Source organism: Nocardia sienata NBRC 100364, from assembly GCF_001613205.1.
Lineage (GTDB): Bacteria > Actinomycetota > Actinomycetes > Mycobacteriales > Mycobacteriaceae > Nocardia > Nocardia sienata.
This window is the reverse complement of the sequence record NZ_BDBX01000029.1, coordinates 107,625-126,160: the sequence shown is the minus strand read 5'-3', so window position 1 is coordinate 126,160 and position 18,536 is coordinate 107,625. Positions and strand designations below refer to the sequence as shown.

At 67.0% G+C, this 18,536-nt stretch carries 20 protein-coding genes and 1 pseudogene; 19 read left to right on the top strand and 2 right to left on the bottom strand.

The window, feature by feature from the left end; translation table 11 throughout:
• From NS4_RS17050 to NS4_RS17020, 7 genes are all read left to right on the top strand, one after another.
• Positions 1-186 carry a type Z 30S ribosomal protein S14 gene (locus NS4_RS17050; protein ID WP_014349101.1) on the top strand — a complete coding sequence of 62 codons (186 nt, stop codon included), beginning with the start codon at positions 1-3 and terminating at the stop codon, positions 184-186.
• Positions 187-582: 396 nt separating this feature from the next.
• On the top strand, positions 583-1,833 hold the full coding sequence (locus tag NS4_RS17045) for an alpha/beta hydrolase (protein WP_169811771.1): 1,251 nt from the start codon (positions 583-585) through the stop codon (positions 1,831-1,833).
• A gap of 35 nt (positions 1,834-1,868) precedes the next feature.
• Positions 1,869-2,381, top strand: a complete 513-nt coding sequence (locus NS4_RS17040; RefSeq protein WP_157106093.1) for a hypothetical protein — start codon at positions 1,869-1,871, stop codon at positions 2,379-2,381.
• A 184-nt stretch (positions 2,382-2,565) separates the two neighbouring features.
• Positions 2,566-3,819 carry an alpha/beta hydrolase gene (locus NS4_RS17035; RefSeq protein WP_157106092.1) on the top strand — a complete coding sequence of 418 codons (1,254 nt, stop codon included), beginning with the start codon at positions 2,566-2,568 and terminating at the stop codon, positions 3,817-3,819.
• A gap of 40 nt (positions 3,820-3,859) precedes the next feature.
• On the top strand, positions 3,860-4,426 hold the full coding sequence (locus NS4_RS17030) for a hypothetical protein (protein WP_063060514.1): 567 nt from the start codon (positions 3,860-3,862) through the stop codon (positions 4,424-4,426).
• An 83-nt stretch (positions 4,427-4,509) separates the two neighbouring features.
• Positions 4,510-4,917 carry a hypothetical protein gene (locus NS4_RS17025; RefSeq protein WP_063060513.1) on the top strand — a complete coding sequence of 136 codons (408 nt, stop codon included), beginning with the start codon at positions 4,510-4,512 and terminating at the stop codon, positions 4,915-4,917.
• A 482-nt stretch (positions 4,918-5,399) separates the two neighbouring features.
• Positions 5,400-5,735 (top strand): hypothetical protein, encoded by a 336-nt coding sequence (locus tag NS4_RS17020; RefSeq protein ID WP_063060512.1) that lies wholly within the window; start codon positions 5,400-5,402, stop codon positions 5,733-5,735.
• 79 nt (positions 5,736-5,814) lie between these two features.
• Here the strand turns inward: NS4_RS17020 and NS4_RS17015 are convergent, their stop codons facing one another.
• Positions 5,815-6,507, bottom strand: coding sequence for a class I SAM-dependent DNA methyltransferase (locus NS4_RS17015; RefSeq protein ID WP_063060511.1), 693 nt, complete (start codon positions 6,505-6,507; stop codon positions 5,815-5,817).
• A 100-nt stretch (positions 6,508-6,607) separates the two neighbouring features.
• Here NS4_RS17015 and NS4_RS33655 point away from each other — a divergent pair, with 100 nt between their 5' ends.
• A complete protein-coding gene (locus tag NS4_RS33655; RefSeq protein WP_063060510.1) occupies positions 6,608-8,578 on the top strand; it encodes a TPM domain-containing protein in 1,971 nt (656 codons plus the stop codon).
• 73 nt (positions 8,579-8,651) lie between these two features.
• On the opposite strand, the gene NS4_RS17005 is transcribed toward NS4_RS33655, so the two are convergent.
• The gene (locus tag NS4_RS17005) at positions 8,652-9,782 is read right to left on the bottom strand and encodes an alkaline phosphatase family protein (protein ID WP_063060551.1); all 1,131 of its coding nucleotides are present in this window, start codon (positions 9,780-9,782) and stop codon (positions 8,652-8,654) included.
• A 284-nt stretch (positions 9,783-10,066) separates the two neighbouring features.
• Here NS4_RS17005 and NS4_RS33425 point away from each other — a divergent pair.
• From NS4_RS33425 to map, 11 genes and pseudogenes are all read left to right on the top strand, one after another.
• Positions 10,067-11,518: pseudogene (locus tag NS4_RS33425) on the top strand (MFS transporter); the annotation flags it as partial.
• 6 nt (positions 11,519-11,524) lie between these two features.
• Positions 11,525-12,565, top strand: a complete 1,041-nt coding sequence (locus NS4_RS33420) for an MSCRAMM family protein (protein WP_245665472.1) — start codon at positions 11,525-11,527, stop codon at positions 12,563-12,565.
• Between the two features lie 370 nt (positions 12,566-12,935).
• Positions 12,936-13,334 carry a 30S ribosomal protein S8 gene (gene rpsH, locus NS4_RS16995; RefSeq protein WP_039822465.1) on the top strand — a complete coding sequence of 133 codons (399 nt, stop codon included), beginning with the start codon at positions 12,936-12,938 and terminating at the stop codon, positions 13,332-13,334.
• A gap of 15 nt (positions 13,335-13,349) precedes the next feature.
• Complete coding sequence (rplF, locus tag NS4_RS16990) at positions 13,350-13,886, top strand: 50S ribosomal protein L6 (protein WP_063060509.1); 537 nt, start codon at positions 13,350-13,352, stop codon at positions 13,884-13,886.
• Positions 13,887-13,888: 2 nt separating this feature from the next.
• Positions 13,889-14,296: a 50S ribosomal protein L18 gene (gene rplR / locus NS4_RS16985; RefSeq protein WP_030522649.1), complete on the top strand. Its 408-nt coding sequence runs from the start codon at positions 13,889-13,891 to the stop codon at positions 14,294-14,296.
• A gap of 46 nt (positions 14,297-14,342) precedes the next feature.
• Positions 14,343-14,990 carry a 30S ribosomal protein S5 gene (gene rpsE, locus NS4_RS16980; RefSeq protein WP_063060508.1) on the top strand — a complete coding sequence of 216 codons (648 nt, stop codon included), beginning with the start codon at positions 14,343-14,345 and terminating at the stop codon, positions 14,988-14,990.
• A 1-nt stretch (position 14,991) separates the two neighbouring features.
• The gene (rpmD, locus tag NS4_RS16975; RefSeq protein WP_030522647.1) at positions 14,992-15,171 is read left to right on the top strand and encodes a 50S ribosomal protein L30; all 180 of its coding nucleotides are present in this window, start codon (positions 14,992-14,994) and stop codon (positions 15,169-15,171) included.
• A gap of 1 nt (position 15,172) precedes the next feature.
• The gene (rplO, locus tag NS4_RS16970) at positions 15,173-15,616 is read left to right on the top strand and encodes a 50S ribosomal protein L15 (protein ID WP_030522646.1); all 444 of its coding nucleotides are present in this window, start codon (positions 15,173-15,175) and stop codon (positions 15,614-15,616) included.
• Positions 15,617-15,781: 165 nt separating this feature from the next.
• Positions 15,782-17,107, top strand: coding sequence for a preprotein translocase subunit SecY (gene secY / locus NS4_RS16965; RefSeq protein ID WP_063060507.1), 1,326 nt, complete (start codon positions 15,782-15,784; stop codon positions 17,105-17,107).
• Entirely contained in the window at positions 17,104-17,664 is a 561-nt protein-coding gene (locus NS4_RS16960; RefSeq protein ID WP_039822471.1) for an adenylate kinase, read from the top strand. The genes secY and NS4_RS16960 overlap by 4 nt, the downstream gene beginning before the upstream one ends.
• Before the next feature lie 52 nt (positions 17,665-17,716).
• Positions 17,717-18,517 (top strand): type I methionyl aminopeptidase, encoded by an 801-nt coding sequence (gene map, locus NS4_RS16955; RefSeq protein ID WP_063060506.1) that lies wholly within the window; start codon positions 17,717-17,719, stop codon positions 18,515-18,517.
• The last annotated feature ends 19 nt before the right edge of the window (positions 18,518-18,536 follow it).

Below are 18,536 nucleotides of genomic sequence, written 5' to 3'. Positions count from 1 at the left end.
ATGGCCAAGAAAGCACTGGTCAACAAGGCCAACCGCAAGCCGAAGTTCGCTGTCCGCGCCTACACCCGCTGCCAGCGCTGCGGCCGGCCGCACGCGGTGTACCGCAAGTTCGGCCTGTGCCGCGTGTGCCTGCGCGAAATGGCGCACCGCGGCGAGCTGCCGGGCGTGCACAAGAGCTCCTGGTGAGCAGATCCCGGACGGTTCGCCGATCCGGGATCCCATAACGCAGCGAAGGACCCGAGCCTCGGCTCGGGTCCTTCGCGCGTTTCCCGCCGGTCGTCGACGTTACCCGGCGGATGATGATCGGTCGCTGCGCAGCGTTGGGGAGCGCCGCCACCTACGGGCGGCTCCGGTTGTCCGCCGAGGTGTTCCTCGACGCCCCCGGTGCCGAGCATCGCCGGTGCCGTCTTGGGGGCTATACCGGCGGGTACCTGCACGCCGGATCTGTCCACTATGCGGAGATTTGAACAGTCTGGGACACTTGCTCGATGGACCACCGCTGGACTGTCGGGGCTGTGCGCCCCCGACGAAAGTGTGGTCACCTCCGGCCGGGCCCTGCCAGCTGGTCGCCGAGGTGAGTACATGGTCCACTTCCGCTCGAGGCCCAGCGAGATCGATGCTTTCTTACAGGCGAACCATCCCGGAATCCTTCAGGCGAGGCTGATCGCTCAGCGCCTGGACCGAGTCGTTCAGGAGATGGGCCGAGGGATTTCCGACAGTTTGTATCGCAGAACTCGCGATGCGGTGCTTCGGGGAAACGAGCAGTTCATTATCGCCGAACGGGACAACGACCGGTTGCTACGGGCACTTCTGGAGCAAGGGCCGCCGTCGGCGCCGTCCAGGGCGGCGGTGCCGGATATCGGCCTGCCGCGCGATCCGCGGCAACTCCGGGAGGCATGGAGCGGTCTGTCCAGATCCGACCGGGAGGAATTATTTCGCCGGGATCCTTTTCTCGGAAACCGGGACGGTATCCCTCATGCGGATCGAGATTTCTACAACCGGCGCAATCTCATCGATCTGAAGGCTCGATCCGGGAATCTGGACGAGGATGAGAATTATGCAGAAATAATGAAACTGCTGCGTGGCTCAGATCAGGAAGAGCCGCGCTTCTACCTCTCCTATCTGGACGACAGAGGGAGGATCGCGATATCACTGGACAACCCGGACCTCGCGGACAACACGGTGGTATTGCTGCAACCCGCAGGCCGCGGACTCAATCAGCTTCCCTATGCGGTACCCACTGCGCGGCAGTTCCGGGATCTGGCGGTACTCGCTGCGCCTCGTCAGCGAACCGCGGTGACCTACTGGGGAGACTACGATCAACCCCAATCGATGACCGAGGCGATGTTCCCGGCGTTCGCCCAGGACGGTGCTGTCCGGGTGCGTGAATATCACGAGGGTTTGCGGGCGACGCATGAAAGGGGCGGGGCGCACACCACCACGATCGGCCATTCCTACGCGAGCGTGCTGGCGGGCCACAGCGCCGGTCACGGCGCGACATTGAACACCGACAACATCCTGTTTCTCGGTAGTTGGGGAACCGGCGTGAACCACGTCGGTGATCTCAGGCTGACCGGTGTCGCGCCCGAACGCACCGCCGAGCGGGTTTTCGCGACGATAACCGACAGCGATTTCGTACAACTGATGCCGGGCACGCACGGACCGCAGCCCACCAGTTCGGATTTCCGCGCTACGGTGTTGCAGTCCACATCGATTCTGCCCGGCCATTTCAACCACTGGGATCATATGGCAGAAGCGTATATGCGCTCCGAAAATCCGGCTTCAGGAAATATTGCGCTTATCATAACCGGTCGTGGCCACCTCGTTTCGTGAGTGCCGCGGCCGGAGGGGACTGCAACAGGGAGTAGATGATGGACGTTCGAAACAGTTCCGGAGGGACTCAGGCCGAGGCGCGGAAGGTGTTGTACGGGTATTTGCAGCGAACGCTGCGGCTGCTCCCGGTCGGAGCGGCATTGTCACTGGTCCACCCGGATATTCCGCAGGCGCGGTTGCACGGCGGCGTTGTTCTTCCCCGCACCGATACCGAAACGGACGCCCCGGCGGAGGCATTCGACATCTCATATTGGGTCACCGGTATCGGCCCCGAAGCTGCCGGAGACTGTTTCGATCTGGTCGTGGCCTCCTGGACCCGGGCCGGTTGGCCGACACGAACCGACCGTGATTCGGCGCCGCGCGCGGGCTACACGCGCACTCCTGATCGATTCGGGCTTTCGATCCGGGAGAACGCGGACGGTGATATGAGCCTGTCCGGTACGACTCCGCCGTTCGCAGCCGGTTCGCCGGCCGGACCGCCGTTGCCGGAGTCGATCGGACACCCGCTCGACACGCAGGAGGAGGCCGATCCGGACCGGCGGTGGTAGCGGCCCGCCGGCTCGGATGGTTTCGTCCTGCGACCGCGGGGGTTGTTCCGATCTGGCACAATGAGCTCGTGACCGTGGTCGCGTCGATACCGCGGTGGCGGGGCGAGCGTCCCCGTTGTCGTGTGGTCGCCGGGCACGCAGGTCGCCTGCAGAGCAGGCATCGGTCTACCGGCGAGGAGTCGGGTTGAACAGATTCGGCCCGGACGGGGATTTTTCGAATATCTTTCCCTTGGGAATCGGTAGCGGAATTCGCGATGCACACTTGCTCGCCGAGCGGCTGAACAGAATTATCGGTGAGATGGGTGAGGGCATTTCCGAAACCCTTTACCGGAGGACCCGGGAGGTCTTGCTACGCGGAGAGCACAAGTTGATGATCGCCGACGCGGACAACAACAGTGTGCTGAAGCGTTTGATGAGTGTTACGCCTCCTGCCCCGAGTACCGCGTCCCGTCTCTCGGTCGGTGGCATACGCGAAAGTCCGGCAGCTGTGCACCGATGGTGGTCCGGACTGTCCGCAGCGGAGAAGCAAGAGCGGTTTCGTGCCGATTTCTTCATCGGAAACACGGACGGGATACCGCAGAAAGAACGCGATATCTACAACAGGCAGAATTTGGATCGGCTGCAGGTGGAGGCCCATCTCGCCGGAGATCGAAAGCGTGCCGAACTCTATGACGACCTGAAAAGCCTGCTGGGCGGCCGACCGTACCTGCTCTCCCATCTGGACGAAGACGGTCGGTTTGTGATATCCCGCGGTAACCCCGACCTAGCCGACCACTCGGTGGTTTTCCTACAGCCTGCCAATAATTTCAATGCCGTCGGATTCGCCGAGGATACGATTACGCAGATACGGCAGTCGGCCGCGCTGGCCGACCCCAAGGCCATGACGTCGGTGACTTTCTGGGGCAACTACGACAACCCCACTACGATCACCGAGACGATGTTTCCGCAGTTCGCCGCGGACGGTGCCGCCGCAGTACGCAGCTATCACGACGGGTTGCGGGTGACACATCAGGGACCGCCGGCGCACACCACCACGATCGGTTACTCCTACGGCAGTGTTCTGGCCGGCCACGCCGCAGGCCATGGACATACGCTGGACACCGACGACTTGATCTTCTTCGGTAGTTGGGGAACAGGTGTGGGTCATGTCAGCGATCTGAGACTTGCGGGTGTGGAGCCCGCGCGTACCGCCGATCATGTCTCCGCGGCCTTGGCTCCCAACGATCCGCTGCAGCACATGCCGGATACGCACGACAAGAGGCCCACCGATTCCGAGTACGGCGCCCCTAATTTCGCGGCCGGATCGGCGCGTGGCGTCAACTCGTTGAATCTGCTGGACCATGAGGTGGACAATTACCTGAGCTCTGCCAATCCTTCCTCGCGAAGTATCGGTCTCATAATGACCGGCCACAGGGATCAGGTTGCCTGGCTACAGTGACAGCGACGAGTTGCGAATCGTTCGAAGTGAGGATGCTTGTATGACTTCCGAACCGACCCAGTGGGCCGCGCGCGAACAGCTCTACCGATATTTCGTGCTCACATTGCGGACACTGCCGGTCGGGTCGGCGTTGGCGCTTTCTCACCCTGAGCTTCCGCACGCGCACCTGCATGCGGGTGTGACGCTTCCCGCAAAAGATTTCGCCGCCGAGTTCTTCGATATGGCGTATTGGGTGATCGAGGCGCCATCCGAGATCCGGAGCGATTACTTCGAACTGGTCGTGCAATCCTGGAACCGATTCGGATGGCCGACTCGAACCGATCGCGATAACCCGCCGCGCGCGGCGTATACGCGTACCCCGGGCCATGCCGGTCTTTCCGTCCGCGAGAGCGTGGGCGGTTATGTGAGTCTCTCCGGTTCGACTCCGCCGTTCGCGGTCGGCTCGCCTGCGGGCATGCCGCTTCCGGAAGTGATCGAACACCCGCTCACCGTGCGAGGGACTCGTTCGACAGCGGATTCGCCGGCCGGTGCCGAGGCGGATCCATTGCCGGGCCGGGCCGATTCTCGATGGATCTGCGATACGGGCGCCAACGGCGCGTCGCGGTAGTCGTTGCGGCATAGACGAATTCGTTCCAGGGGGAAGGGAACCGGATAAACCGGGCATGGCGCGGTCGGTTAGTATCGGCGACTGTGAGGCATATCGCGCGGGCGCCGGAGCTGCTGCTCGTGCTCGTGCTCGTCTTCGCCGCGGTGGTACTGACGCTCGAGGTTCGCGACGGTCGGATGGTGGATCCGCGTGAGACCACCTATGTGTCGCTCGTGTCTTCCTTTGTCGCGCTGAACAATTCGGCCGAGCCGGAGGTCGAGCGGCCCGATGGAACGGGTGGGCAATCCGTGCACTGCCGCTACGCCTGCGTGCGGGCCGCGGTGCCGCGCCCCCGGCTCGACGATCTATGGCCCGTCGCGCTGCTCTTTCTGGGCTTCGTTGTGGGCCTGTCGAATTCCACCTTACGGGTATCGCCGAGGGCGTTACCGGCATCCGGGGTAGCCCCGACCGGGGAAGAGATACTGCTCAGTCTCTGCGTCTGCCGGAGATGACAGTCCTCCGCAGGGCAGTTGGGCCGACACCCATCTGCCGGTGAGAGCTGCCCCGACGCCGGGTCGCCGGAGCCGGAGACAGGTGCGTTGAGGTGACGCCCGTACACAGGCGATCACAGGTGTCGGCTCGTGAGCTCTGCCGAGTTGGCGGCCGGAAGCCGGTTCCGGTCCGCACCGATGGCCGCGCCTGGCGTCCGCTCGCGAACGACTGTCCCCCCACTCCGTCGCTACGCGCTTCGTGCTCGGCGAAACCGGTCGATTGGACTTCGCGCACCCCAGAGGCGCCGACGGAGTCGTCCGGGAACGGGCGCACCCGCCCCGGCGTCGGGCCCCCGAGAAAGGAACGCGCCGAACGGAAAGCCTTCACACACCCGGCTCGGCCCTCGGTCGCAGAGCGGACAAGGACCCGGCCGGCTGCCGTCCACGGCGGCGAAATAGCACATCGGACACATCGGATCAGACGACTACACAGGAGATAACTCGTGAGATTCCACCTTCCACTGACCGTCCTCGCGGCCTCGGCCGGCTGTCTCTTTCTCGGGAGTGGACCGGCTTCGGCTCTGTCGATCGATCGATCCGAGGAAGCGGTCACCGTACACCTCACCGACACTGAGGCCCGCGCTATCGATGCCCTGAATCTCGGCCCTGCGCTCGGCGCACTGCCGCCCAATTTCACCCCGGAGGCGAAACAGCGTCTCGGGGAGAGCATCACCGAGTACGCGGGCCGGGCGGCGCACCAGCCGGGTTCGACCCTGTCGGTCATCATCGACCAGCCGATCGCGGCGCCGCCGGGGGTGAGCGTCACCGTGACCCGCTGATCCGGGGTTGATCACCGCCCGGCCGGCTCGACCCGATGCCGGCCGGGCGGTCCGGTGCGTACGGCCGGGGTGAGTTCGGTCAGATCCACACCGACGCCATGGTGAACGGATGTCCGCGCAGATGCGCCCACTTGGGCTTCGCGGCGATCCACACGTCGTCGATCGCGCTCTCGGTGAGTTCGGCGAGTTGCCATCCCGCCGCGATCCCGGCCGTCACATGATCGCCGACGGTGTGCAGGTGGGTGGAAATGGCCAGGGGTTCGCCGTCGGGGCCGGTGTAGTGGGTGGGCATACCGGTGACCATCATGAACTGCGGATGGTAGCTGACCAGGACGAATACGCCGCCGGGTGCGGCCAGCCTGCGTGCTTCGATGTAGAGGGGTGTGAGATCGGGCAGATGCTCGTCGATCAGCGAGGAGATCACGAGATCGTAGGCAGCGCCGGGGAATCCGGTATCGCGGACATCGCCGCGGGAGAGTGCGGTGTGGAGACCGCGCTGCCGGGCGCGGAGCAGCATCCCTTCGCTGAGGTCGATGCCGTCGATCTGTGCTGTACTGCGCTCACGCAGCCAGGCGGCGGTGCGGCCGGTTCCGCAACCCAGGTCGGCTGCCCGGCGCACCTGCGACCACGCCGGCCGGCGCAGGCGGTCGAGCAGCGCGAGATCCATATCGTCGAGCACGGTCTGCTCGTAGGTGGGGGCCCACCCGTCATATCCGGTGGCGACATCGACTGTTCGATAGTTGCGGCGGTCGAAATCGGCGAAGGACGGCATGACCACATCGTGTGGGTGCGCCGGACTCCGCGCAACGCAGTTTCGGCTGTTCGGGCCTGGACACCGCGACCAGCGGATCGCGGACGCTACATTCGGTGACATGCCGACCTCGAATCATCCGCTGCGCCGGATCGCGTGGTTCGTGCTCGGCCTGGTGTGCGTCACCGCGGTGGCGGCGCCGGGCGCGGCCGCGGAGCAGCCGACCCGGATGGACACCTATGTCACCGACTCGGCCGGCGCGCTCGACGCCGATGACATCCAGCGCGTGCGAGCGGCGGTCGACACCCTCTACGTCGAACACAAGGTGCGGCTCTGGGTCGCCTACGTGGGCGATTTCGCCGGTTACAGCCCACCGGAGTGGGCAGCGCAGACCGCGCGGCAATCCGGATTCGGTGACCGGGATCTGCTGCTGGCCGTGGCCACCCGGGATCGCGCCTACGCCTTCGACGGCGAGCGCCCGGCCGGGGTCAGCGAATCCGAGGTCGACCGGCTGCTCACCGACCAGGTCGAACCCGCGCTGCGCGACAACCGATGGGCCGACGCGGGCGTCGCCGCGGCGGCGGGGATCGGGGCGGCGATGAGCGGAGGCGGGGTGAGTACCGGGCCGGTGCTGCTCGTCGGCGCGCTGATCGTGCTCGCCCTGGCAGGTCTGCTGCTGTATCAGCGCTACCGGCGGCGGGCCCGGGACCGAGCCGAACTCGAACAGGCCCGGCGCACCGATCCCACCGACCCCGCCGCGCTGGCGGCGCTGCCGCTCGACGCGCTGCACGCGCGGTCGCGGGAGGTCCTCGTCGAACTCGACAACGCGGTCCGGACCAGTACCGAGGAACTGGAGCTGGCCGTCGGGGAATTCGGCGAGCCCGCGGTGCTGCCCTTCCGCACCGCGCTGGAGAACGCGCGCGCCGCCACGGCGAAAGCCTTCGCGATCCGGCAGCGGCTCGACGACGCCGTCCCGGAGACGCCGGACGAACAGCGCACACTGCTGATCGATCTGCTCACCACCGCCGGTCACGCCGACCGCGAACTCGATGCTCGTGTCGCCGAGTTCGACGCGATGCGCGATCTGCTCATCGACGCCGGGCCCCGCCTGGACGCGCTGACCCGCGATATCGTCGACCTCACCGGCCGTATCCCGGCATCGGAAGCCGAACTGGCCCGGCTGGCGGGCGCCTATCCGGCCAGTGCGCTCGCACCGATCGCCGACAACGTCACCATGGCCCGGGAACGGATCGCCTTCGCCGACGACTGCATCGGCGACGGCCGCCGGGAAATCGCCCGGCCCGTGGGTGAACAGGGCGGGGCGGTCGCCGATATCCGGGCGGCCGAGGCAGCGATCGGTCAGGCCCGCACCCTGCTCGATGCCGTGGACGGTGCGGCGGCTCATATCCAGCAGGCGCGGGCGGGCCTGCTCGCCGTCCTCGACGAGTTGCGCGGCGACCTCGGTGCTGCGGCCGAGCTGACCGAGCATGGTGGCCCGGAACTGGAGACGGCCGTCGTCGCCGCCCAGGCCGTGCTGGCGCGGGCGGACACTGCCGCGGCGGCCGACCCCCTGGGGGTCTACCACGACGCGGTCGCCGCGGACGGCGACCTGGATCGCGCGCTGGCCGCGGCCGGGAACCGGAAGCGGGCCGCCGCGGATCTGGCGCGCCGGCTGGATCGAGCGCTCGGCGACGCGGCCGCCCGGGTCCGGATGGCCACCGATTTCATCGCCACCCGCCGGGGCGCGGTGGACGCCATGCCGCGCACTCGGCTGTCGGAGGCCCAGCGGCACCTCGACGAGGCACAGCGGTTGCGCACGGCGGACCCGGCCGCCGCGCTCGATCATGCGCGTAGGGCCGCCGACCTCGGCGGTCGCGCACTGCAGGAAGCGCAGGCCGGGGTGCGGACCTGGGAGGTCCGGCGGCCGCCGTCGGGTGGGGCGCAGGCGGGCGCGATCCTGGGCGGCATCCTCATCGACAGCATGCTGCGTGGTGGGATGGGCGGTGGCCACGGTCAGCGTGGCGGGTACCGGGCGGGGTCGTTCGGCGGATCGGGCGGATCGCGGCGGATCAGCCGCGGCGGCCGTTTCTGACGGGCGGGAGTGCGGTAGCGGAGTGCGTGCCGAAGGCCCGCTTCACCAACTCCTGTCGAGCCGTGGGGTTCGCTCACCGCGACACGATGAGCGGCACCAGTTGTTCGTCCGGTGTGCGGGCGCCGTGGTGTCCGGTCATGGCCGACTCCAGCGGTTCGTGCTCCGCTCGTACCAGTACGGTCCGGCCCTCGGCGACGGCGAGCAGATCCCCGATTCGGTTCGCGATGACCGGGGTCGGCGGGGTCGGGCCGAACCACTGCTCGTCGAGTGCCTGTTCGCGGGTCACCACGTGGGCGTGCCCCCGCAACAGGTCCCGCCACGTCGCCAGCGTGTCGGCCGCCGCGGCGGCGCGTTCGACGTAGACGTGGCGGACCCGGGCCTCGCCGCCGATCAGGCGTACTTCGCGGTGCAACATCTCGTTCGCGTCCAGGTCGAGCATCTTGTCCGCGTGGATCATCCCGTGATCGCCGGTGATCAGCAGCGTGCAGGTGGCCGGTAGCTCGCCGAGCAACTCGGCCGCGAAGGCGTCGATATCGCGCAGTACGGCCAGGGCTTCGGGCGATTCGGGTCCGTGCAGGTGGCCGGTGGAATCGAGGCCGGGGAAATAGGCGTAGGCGAACCGTGACGCGAGACCCGGATGATCGGCGACCTCCAGGATCCCGGCTCGCACCTCGTCGAGATCGGCAGCGGGGTGCAGGACGCCCGGCGCCCGGAAAGCGGCCCGGGTCAGCCCGGAACGGATCTGGTATCGCGGGACCACGTAGTGCACCTCCACGCCGTGCGCGGCGAGGTCCTGTAGACGGCTGGTTGCCGGTTGCGCCGACTCGGGTGGGTAGGCCTCGCGTGCGTCGTCGCCGGTCGCGGAGTCGAATCGCCAGCGCAGCGAGTTGAACAGCCGGGCCCCGCCGGGGCCGGGTACGGCGAAGCTGTAGCCGATGATGCCGTGGGTCGCGCACGGCGCGCCCAGCGCCAGACTGGTGAGGCTGGTAGCGGTGGTCGCCGGGAATCCCGCGGTGAGGGTGGCGGTGCGATGTGCCGTCAGCGTGGGGGCGATATCGGGGTGCCGCGCGAGCAGTTCGGCACCCAGGCCATCGATCAGCAGCAGCACGACGTCCCGGTTGGGTACGAGACCGAGCGGGCCGGGCGAGTTCAGGCCGAAGGAAGCGGCGACGGAGGGCAGGATATCGGCGAGCGTGTACTGCACGGATCCCAATGGTGCAGTATCAGGGCGATCAGCGCGTTCACGGCGCTGGAACGTCGCCCGGCGAGCCCGGTCGGTGACACTCGCATCTCGCTGCCGCACCGGCCGGTGCCTGCCGCTACGCGCAGTGCGCAACAGCTATCCGGATCCTGACCGAGGGTCGCCGGTTGCCGTCGGTGTGGCCGCGGCGGCGCGAAATAGTGCACCGGCGAATTGGTTAGATTGCATCATGCATGTTATGTGTACTATGCACATCGGCTGACTTTCGAATATCGAGGAGCACGCTCGTGACCAAACCCGAAACCGTCGTCCGCCCCGCGGCGGTACTGGCGGTGCTCGCATACGCCGGGATCGTGGCGTCGTTGACGCAGACCCTGGTGATGCCGTTGCTCGGGCAGCTACCGGAGATCCTGGACACCGAACCCTCGAACGCCACCTGGGTGGTGACCGCGAGCCTGCTGGCCAGCGCGGTGACGACTCCGGTCGCGGGCCGGCTCGGTGATCTGCTCGGTAAGCGGCCCGTGCTGGTGGGATCGGTGGTCCCCCTCGTCATCGGCTCGGTGATCTGTGCGGTGTCCTCTTCGCTGTGGCCCATGCTGATCGGCCGTGGTCTGCAGGGAATGGGTGTGGGCCTGATTCCCGTCGGTATCGCCGCCCTGCGTGATCTGCTGCCGCCCGCCAAGCTCGGCTCGGGTATCGCGCTGATCAGTTCTTCGCTCGGCGTCGGTGGCGCGCTCGGGCTTCCGCTGGCCGCGGCGGTCGTGGAATACAGCAGCTGGCGATACCTGTTCTGGGGCGTCGCCGCGCTGGCGGCGGTGGCCGGTGTGTTGATCTTCGCGGTGGTGCCGTCGACACCGCCGCGGGCCGAACGCGGCCGGTTCGACGTGCTGGGCGCACTCGGTCTGGGAGCTGCCCTGGTCTGCCTGCTGCTGGCCGTGTCGAAGGGCGCGAGCTGGGGCTGGACCAGTGTCACGACGATCTCCCTGTTCGTCGCCGCCGTGGTCGTGCTGTTGCTCTGGGGCGCGTGGGAGCTGCGCTCGCGTGATCCGCTGGTCGATCTGCGCGTCACCGCCCGTCCCAGGGTCCTGCTGACCAACGCCGCGTCGATCGTCATCGGTATGTCGATGTTCGCGCAGGCGCTGATCTTCCCGCAGCTGCTGCAGCTGCCGGAGGCCACCGGCTACGGCCTGGGCCAGTCGATGGTCGCCATGGGTCTGTGGATGGCGCCGGGCGGCCTGATGATGATGCTGTCCTCGCCGCTCAGCGCGAAACTGTCCGCGCTGGCCGGGCCCAAGGTGACGCTCATCCTCGGGGCGATCATCATCGCGGCCGGTTACGGCGCCTCGGTGCCGCTCATGGGCGAGCCCTGGGGTCTGATGGTCGGCGCGATCATCATCAGCCTGGGCGTGGGCTTCGCCTACGGCGCCATGCCCGCCCTGATCATGAGCGCGGTGCCGATCACCGAGACCTCGGCCGCCAACAGCTTCAACACCCTCATGCGTTCGATCGGCACCTCGGTGGCCTCGGCCGCCATCGGCGCGGTGCTGGCCGAGATGAGCACCACCTTCGCCGGTGGGATCTCGGTGCCCACCGAGAACGGTTTCAAGGTCGGCATCCTGATCGGTTGCGGTGTCGCCGCGGCGGCCGCGGTCATCGCATTGACCATCCCGACCGCCAAACGCGCCGCGGCGGCCGCGGTCGCGGGTGCCCGGCCCGAAACCGAGAAGCCCGAAACCGTGCACGCGATGGCCCAGGCAGTACCCGCGGCTCCGGCCGGTCTCTCGGTGGAAGCCGAGCGGGTCGTCGACGATGCCGAAGCGGACCGGACCGAGACCAACGGTTCGGTGCCCACCGCGGCCCCGCGGCACGCGGCACCTGAACCGGAGACCTTCGCCGCCGCGGAAACCGACACGAACGCCTCGGCCGGAACTGCGCCGCAGCCGAGCGGAAGTGGCTCCATCCTGTTCGGCCGGGTGTACGACGCACGGGGTGTCGTCGTGATCGGCGCGACCCTCACCCTGATCTCGCCCTCGGGCCGGCAGCTGGGCCGGGCCCTGTCCGGGCAGGACGGTTTCTACGAGATCGCGGCTCCGGCCCCCGGTACGTATGTGTTGATCGCCTCGGCCGAGGGCCGCCGCCCCGACGCGTCCACCGCGATCCTGGGTAGCAACCCGGTTTCCTACGACGTCACCCTCACCACGCTGGCCGGCCTCACCGGCACGGTCGCGCGCACCGGCGACGGCGCCCCGGTGTCCGGTGCCACCGTCACCGCCCTGGATATGCGCGGTGAGGTGCTGGCGGCCGCGGAATCCGACGCCACCGGCGGATTCGACCTCGCGGGCCTGCCCGAAGGCGAGTTCACCGTGGCGGTGAGCGCGTTCGGTTACCACCCGACTGCGGTGTCGGCGCGGGTGAGCAGCCGGGACACCGCCCTGCTCGAGGTGCTGCTGCGCCCGGGTGTGCGGGTGGCGGGCGTGGTGCGCGGCGGCGGCCGGCCGCTGGCGCAGGCCCGGGTCACCCTGACCGATTCCCTCGGCAATGTGATCGAGACCGTGGCCACGGACGCGGACGGGGCCTATACATTCGGGAACCTGGACGAGGGCACCTACACGGTCGTGGCGACCGGATACGCGCCGTCCACGGCCCAGGTGCACATCGGCGAGCACGATGTGGACGGTCTCGATATGGACCTGCGCGCCGAGCCGCTGTCCGAGCCGGCCGCATCCGGCGATATGGAATCCGGGCAGTTCGGCGAACTGCCGGAGGTGCACAAGAGCTCCTGGTGAGCTTCGGTACGCAAGCAGAACCAGGGCCCCGGAACAACTGCTCCGGGGCCCTGGTTGCTTCGTTACCGCCGGATGTGCTCCGAGTGCCGGTCCTCGAAGTTCCCTTTCTCCGTCGCAGCGGCCGGATTGCCTGGTCGGGGCATTGTTCCGGGGCCCTGATTTTGTCCTGCTCGAGTCAGCTCCTACACTAGACCGGTTGCCAGGGCACCTTTGTGCCCGTGGGCGGCCCGACGCGGCTGCCCGGGCGATACGAACTCATCCGGCGGCGACTGCCGTCCGGACCAGCCGAATTGCTGTAGGCCCACGGCCCACGCCCACTGGCGTGGGTGTTGTATGGGAACCGCAGCGAGAAAGGTGTCGAGGTCGAACCATGACCATGACCGATCCGATCGCAGACTTTCTGACTCGTCTGCGCAACGCCAATTCGGCGTACCACGATCAGGTGAAGGCTCCGCATTCGAAGCTCAAGGCGAATATCGCCGAGATCCTGAAGCGCGAGGGTTACATCGCCGATTACCGCACCGAGGACGCGACCGTGGGTAAGAACCTCGTCGTCGACCTCAAGTACGGCCCCAGCCGCGAGCGCAGCCTGCAGGGTCTGCGCCGCGTATCGAAGCCGGGTCTGCGCGTGTACGCGAAATCCACCAACCTGCCCAAGGTCCTGGGCGGCCTCGGCGTGGCGATCATCTCCACGTCGACCGGCCTGCTCACCGACCGCCAGGCGGCCAAGCAGGGAGTGGGCGGGGAAGTCCTCGCCTACGTCTGGTAAGGGGAGGTACGGACAATGTCGCGTATCGGTAAAGATCCCGTCGCGGTTCCCGCGGGCGTGGAAGTGACCATCAACGGCCAGGACGTCGCGGTGAAGGGCCCCAAGGGCCAGCTGTCGCTGACCATCGCCGAGCCGATCAGTGTCGCGCAGGAAGACGGCCGCCTGGTGGTCTCCCGCCCGGACGACGAACGTCGCAGCCGCTCGCTGCACGGCCTGACCCGGACCCTGATCGCCAATATGGTCACCGGTGTCACCCAGGGCTACGAGAAGAAGATGGAAATCTTCGGCGTCGGCTACCGCGTGCAGCAGAAGGGCAGCAACCTCGAGTTCGCCCTCGGCTACAGTCACCCGGTGCCGATCGAGGCGCCCGAGGGCATCACCTTCGCGGTGGAATCGCCCACCAAGTTCTCCGTATCCGGGATCGACAAGCAGAAGGTCGGCCAGATTTCGGCGGTCATCCACGGACTGCGCAAGCCCGACCCGTACAAGGGCAAGGGCATCCGCTACGCCGGTGAGGTCGTTCGCCGCAAGGTCGGAAAGACGGGTAAGTGATCATGGCGCAAACCGAGAATCAGAAGGCCAAGCGCATTCCGCTGGGCAAGGATGCTTCCACTCGCCGGCGGCTGTCCAAGACGCGTCGCCACTTCCGCCTGCGCAAGAAGATCGAGGGCACCACCGCGCGTCCGCGGCTGATCGTGCACCGCTCCTCGCGGCACCTGCACGTACAGCTCGTCGACGACTCCGCCGGTCGCACCCTCGCTTCGGCGTCGACCATCGAGGCCGACGTGCGGGCGCTGGAAGGCGACAAGACCGCCAAGGGCAAGAAGGTCGGCGAACTGATCGCCGAGCGCGCCAAGGCCGCCGGTGTGGAGGCCGTGGTGTTCGACCGCGGTGGCCACGACTACCACGGCCGGATCGCGGCGCTCGCCGATGCCGCTCGGGAAGGCGGGTTGAAGTTCTGATGACCAACATGACTGCACATACCTGTGTGAACGGAAGGAACGTCTGATGCCGGGACGTCAGCGGCGTGACGGCGGAAACGGACCCGCCGGACAGAACTCCAATGCCCCCGACGGGGGTCGCGGCGACCGCCGTGGCGGCGACCGCCGTGGCGGTGGCGACCGTCGTAACGACCCCGCCGAGAAGAACCAGCTCGAGCGCGTCGTAGCCATCAACCGCGTCTCCAAGGTGGTCAAGGGTGGTCGGCGCTTCAGCTTCACCGCACTGGTCATCGTGGGTGACGGCAACGGCCTGGTCGGTGTCGGCTACGGCAAGGCCAAGGAAGTTCCCGCGGCCATCCAGAAGGGTGTCGAGGAAGCGCGCAAGGGCTTCTTCCGCGTCCCGATGATCGGCTCCACCATCACCCACCCGGTGCAGGGCGAAGCGGCGGCCGGTGTGGTCATGCTGCGCCCGGCCTCCCCGGGTACCGGTGTGATCGCCGGTGGTGCCGCGCGTGCCGTGCTGGAATGCGCGGGCATCCATGACATCCTGGCCAAGTCGCTCGGTAGCGACAACGCGATCAACGTCGTCCACGCCACCGTCGCGGCGCTCAAGCAGCTGCAGCGGCCGGAAGAAGTCGCGGCTCGCCGCGGTCTGCCGCTCGAGGACGTCGCTCCCGCGGGCATGTTGCGTGCTCGTGCCGGACAAGGAGTCTGATATGGCAGATCTCAAGGTGACCCAGATCAAGAGCTCGATCGGCGCCAAGCAGAATCAGCGCGAGAGCCTGCGGACCCTGGGTCTGCGGGGTATTCGCAAGTCGGTTGTCCGGGAGGACAACCCGCAGAACCGCGGTCTGATCAATGTCGTGCGCCACCTCGTAACTGTTGAGGAGGTCTGACATGACCATCAAACTGCATCATCTGCGGCCCGCTCCGGGCGCGAAGACCGATAAGACCCGCGTCGGTCGCGGTGAGGGTTCCAAGGGTAAGACCGCGGGTCGCGGCACCAAGGGCACCAAGGCGCGTAAGAACGTGCCGGCCGCGTTCGAAGGTGGGCAGATGCCCATCCACATGCGGCTGCCGAAGCTGAAGGGCTTCACCAACCCGTTCCGGGTGGAGTACCAGGTCGTGAACGTGGGTGCCATCGCCGAGCTGTTCCCCGAAGGGGGGACCGTCGGCAAGGACGAGCTGGTCGCCAAGGGCGCTGTGCGCAAGAACCAGCTGGTGAAGGTGCTGGGCGAGGGTGATATCTCCGTCGCCGTTCAGGTCAGCGCGGACAAGTTCTCCGGCTCTGCCAAGGAGAAGATCACCGCGGCCGGTGGCACCGCCACCGAACTGGGCTGACGTTCGCCGGTTTCGACGACAGGGCGCCGGACGAGTGCAGGCTCGTCCGGCGCCACTGTTAGAGTTCAAGTGTTGTCTGCCAAGACCCGTCATGGGTTCGGCGATTTCCGACCGGGACACGCTGAAAATTCCATGGCCTGACCATGTCGTTCGCCAGGAGGATCTGTGCTTTCCGCCTTCGTTACGGCCTTCCGGACTACGGACTTGCGGCGGAAGATTCTCTTCACGCTGGGGCTGGTCGCGTTGTACCGCCTCGGTGCCGCGCTACCGTCGCCCGGGGTCGACTACAGGGCGGTCCAGGAATGTATCGACCTGGTCTCCGGTGGTGACTCCGCCGGTATCTACCAGCTCATCAACCTGTTCTCCGGTGGTGCGCTGCTGCAGTTGTCGGTGTTCGCCATCGGCATCATGCCCTACATCACAGCGAGCATCATCGTTCAGCTGCTGACCGTCGTCATCCCGCGGTTCGAGGAACTGCGCAAGGAAGGCCAAGCCGGCCAGACCAAGATGACGCAGTACACCCGCTACCTGTCGATCGCGCTCGCGATCCTGCAGGCCACCGGTCTGGTGGCGCTGGCCGCGCGCGGGCAGCTGTTGCAGGGCTGCCAGCAGGACATCCTGGCCGATACCAGTATCTTCGGCATGATCATCATCGTTCTGGTGATGACCGCGGGTGCCGCCCTGGTGATGTGGTTCGGTGAGCAGATCACCGAACGCGGCGTCGGCAACGGTATGTCGCTGCTGATCTTCGCGGGTATCGCCGCCCGGATCCCGAGCGAGGGCAAATCCATTCTGGACAGCCGCGGCGGCCTGGTCTTCGGCCTGGTGTGCGCGGCTGCGCTGCTCATCATCATCGCGGTCATCTTCGTCGAACAGGGCCAGCGCCGGATTCCGGTGCAGTACGCCAAGCGCGTGGTCGGCCGCAAGATGTACGGCGGCTCCTCGACCTATCTCCCGCTGAAGGTGAACCAGGCCGGTGTCATCCCGGTCATCTTCGCGTCCTCGCTGCTCTACCTGCCGAATCTGATCGCCCAGCTCACCGGGTCGACCTCGGCCACCGATCCCAGCTGGTGGCAGGAGGCGATCCAGAAGTATCTGGTCAATCCCGGCAACCCGGTGTACATCGCCATCTACTTCGGCCTTATCGTCTTCTTCACCTACTTCTACGTCGCGATCACCTTCAACCCGGAGGAACGCGCCGACGAGATGAAGAAGTTCGGCGGCTTCATCCCGGGTTACCGCCCGGGTAAGCCGACGGCCGATCACCTGACCTACGTGCTCAGCCGGATCACCCTGCCCGGCTCCATCTATCTGGGTCTTGTCGCTGTACTGCCGAACGTCTTCCTCGATATGGGTGGTTCCGGTGGTGCGGCGCAGAATCTGCCGTTCGGCGGCACCGCCGTGCTCATCATGGTGAGCGTCGGCCTGGACACCGTGAAGCAGATCGAAAGCCAACTCATGAATCGCAATTACGAAGGGTTCCTCAAGTGAGAGTTGTACTACTCGGGCCGCCGGGAGCGGGCAAGGGCACTCAAGCCGTGCTGCTATCGGAAAAGCTGGGGGTACCACATATCTCTACAGGTGACCTCTTCCGCGCGAACATCAGTGAGCAGACGCCGCTCGGTCTCGAAGCCAAGCGCTATATGGACGCGGGCGAACTCGTGCCCAGCGATGTCACCAACCGCATGGTCCGCTCCCGGGTGGCCGAGCCCGACGCCGCGCGCGGGTTCGTGCTCGACGGCTACCCCCGCACGGTCGACCAGGCCGACGCGCTCGCCAAGATCCTCGACGATCTGGGCAGCGAACTGGACGCGGTGCTGTGCTTCGTGGTCTCCGAGGACACGGTGGTCGATCGGATGCTGGCCCGGGGTCGTTCCGACGACAACGAGGAAACCATCCGGACCCGGCTGCGGATCTACCGCGACGAGACCCAGCCGCTGCTGAACTACTACGACGGCCTGGTCGTCTCGGTGGACGGGGTCGGCGAGGTCGACGAGGTCAACGCGCGGGCCCTGGAGGCACTGGGTCGTAATGCCACGACCGGTTAGCCCGGGCCGCGGGTGCGGCGGTAATCCTTCGGCGATGGAGAGCTGACCCGATATGGTCTTCGGTCGAAAGAACAAGAAGGTCGTTCCCTTCCGCTCCGCCGGTGAGCTCGACGCCATGGCGGCGGCGGGCGCCGTCGTGGGTCGCGCGCTGGTCGCGGTACGCGCGGCCGCCGCGCCCGGGGTCTCCACGCTCGAACTGGACCGGATCGCCGAACAGGTGATCCGGGATGCCGGCGCGGTGCCGTCGTTCAAGGGATACCACGGCTTTCCCGGCTCCATCTGCGCCTCGGTGAACGATCGCGTCGTGCACGGGATCCCCACCGAAGACGAGGTGCTCGCTCCCGGTGATCTGGTGTCCATCGACTGCGGTGCCGTGCTGGACGGCTGGCACGGTGATTCCGCGTGGACGTTCGGCGTGGGCGATCTGATCGAGGCCGACCGGCTGCTCAGCGAGGCGTGTGAGAAGTCCATGGTGGCCGGTATCGCGGCCATGGTCCCCGACAATCGGCTCACCGATGTCTCGCATGCGATCGAGCTCGGGACCCGCGCGGCGGAGGTCGAGCACGGTCGTTCCTACGGCATCGTCGACGGTTACGGCGGGCACGGTATCGGACGGGAGATGCATCTCGACCCGTTCCTGCCGAACGAGGGCGAGCCGGGCAAGGGCCCGCGGCTGGTGGTCGGCTCGGTTCTGGCCATCGAACCGATGCTCACCCTGGGCACCCACGACACCAAGGTTCTCGACGACGACTGGACCGTGGTGACCACCGACGGATCACGTGCGGCGCACTGGGAGCACACCGTCGCGGTGACCGAGGACGGCCCGCGCATTCTCACGCTCCGGTCGGAATAGCCGGGGAACCGCGACACCG

What these genes read in the sequence shown, in the direction of transcription:
- NS4_RS17050 (WP_014349101.1), top strand. Translation starts at nt 1, where the DNA reads ATGGCCAAGAAAGCACTGGTCAACAAGGCCAACCGCAAGCCGAAGTTC.
- rplF (WP_063060509.1), top strand. Translation starts at nt 13,350, where the DNA reads ATGTCGCGTATCGGTAAAGATCCCGTCGCGGTTCCCGCGGGCGTGGAA.
- rpsE (WP_063060508.1), top strand. Translation starts at nt 14,343, where the DNA reads ATGCCGGGACGTCAGCGGCGTGACGGCGGAAACGGACCCGCCGGACAG.
- NS4_RS33420 (WP_245665472.1), top strand. Translation starts at nt 11,525, where the DNA reads ATGGCCCAGGCAGTACCCGCGGCTCCGGCCGGTCTCTCGGTGGAAGCC.
- rplO (WP_030522646.1), top strand. Translation starts at nt 15,173, where the DNA reads ATGACCATCAAACTGCATCATCTGCGGCCCGCTCCGGGCGCGAAGACC.
- map (WP_063060506.1), top strand. Translation starts at nt 17,717, where the DNA reads ATGGTCTTCGGTCGAAAGAACAAGAAGGTCGTTCCCTTCCGCTCCGCC.
- rplR (WP_030522649.1), top strand. Translation starts at nt 13,889, where the DNA reads ATGGCGCAAACCGAGAATCAGAAGGCCAAGCGCATTCCGCTGGGCAAG.
- rpmD (WP_030522647.1), top strand. Translation starts at nt 14,992, where the DNA reads ATGGCAGATCTCAAGGTGACCCAGATCAAGAGCTCGATCGGCGCCAAG.
- NS4_RS17015 (WP_063060511.1), bottom strand. Translation starts at nt 6,507, where the DNA reads ATGCCGTCCTTCGCCGATTTCGACCGCCGCAACTATCGAACAGTCGAT.
- NS4_RS17045 (WP_169811771.1), top strand. Translation starts at nt 583, where the DNA reads ATGGTCCACTTCCGCTCGAGGCCCAGCGAGATCGATGCTTTCTTACAG.
- NS4_RS17040 (WP_157106093.1), top strand. Translation starts at nt 1,869, where the DNA reads ATGATGGACGTTCGAAACAGTTCCGGAGGGACTCAGGCCGAGGCGCGG.
- rpsH (WP_039822465.1), top strand. Translation starts at nt 12,936, where the DNA reads ATGACCATGACCGATCCGATCGCAGACTTTCTGACTCGTCTGCGCAAC.
- NS4_RS17030 (WP_063060514.1), top strand. Translation starts at nt 3,860, where the DNA reads ATGACTTCCGAACCGACCCAGTGGGCCGCGCGCGAACAGCTCTACCGA.
- NS4_RS33655 (WP_063060510.1), top strand. Translation starts at nt 6,608, where the DNA reads ATGCCGACCTCGAATCATCCGCTGCGCCGGATCGCGTGGTTCGTGCTC.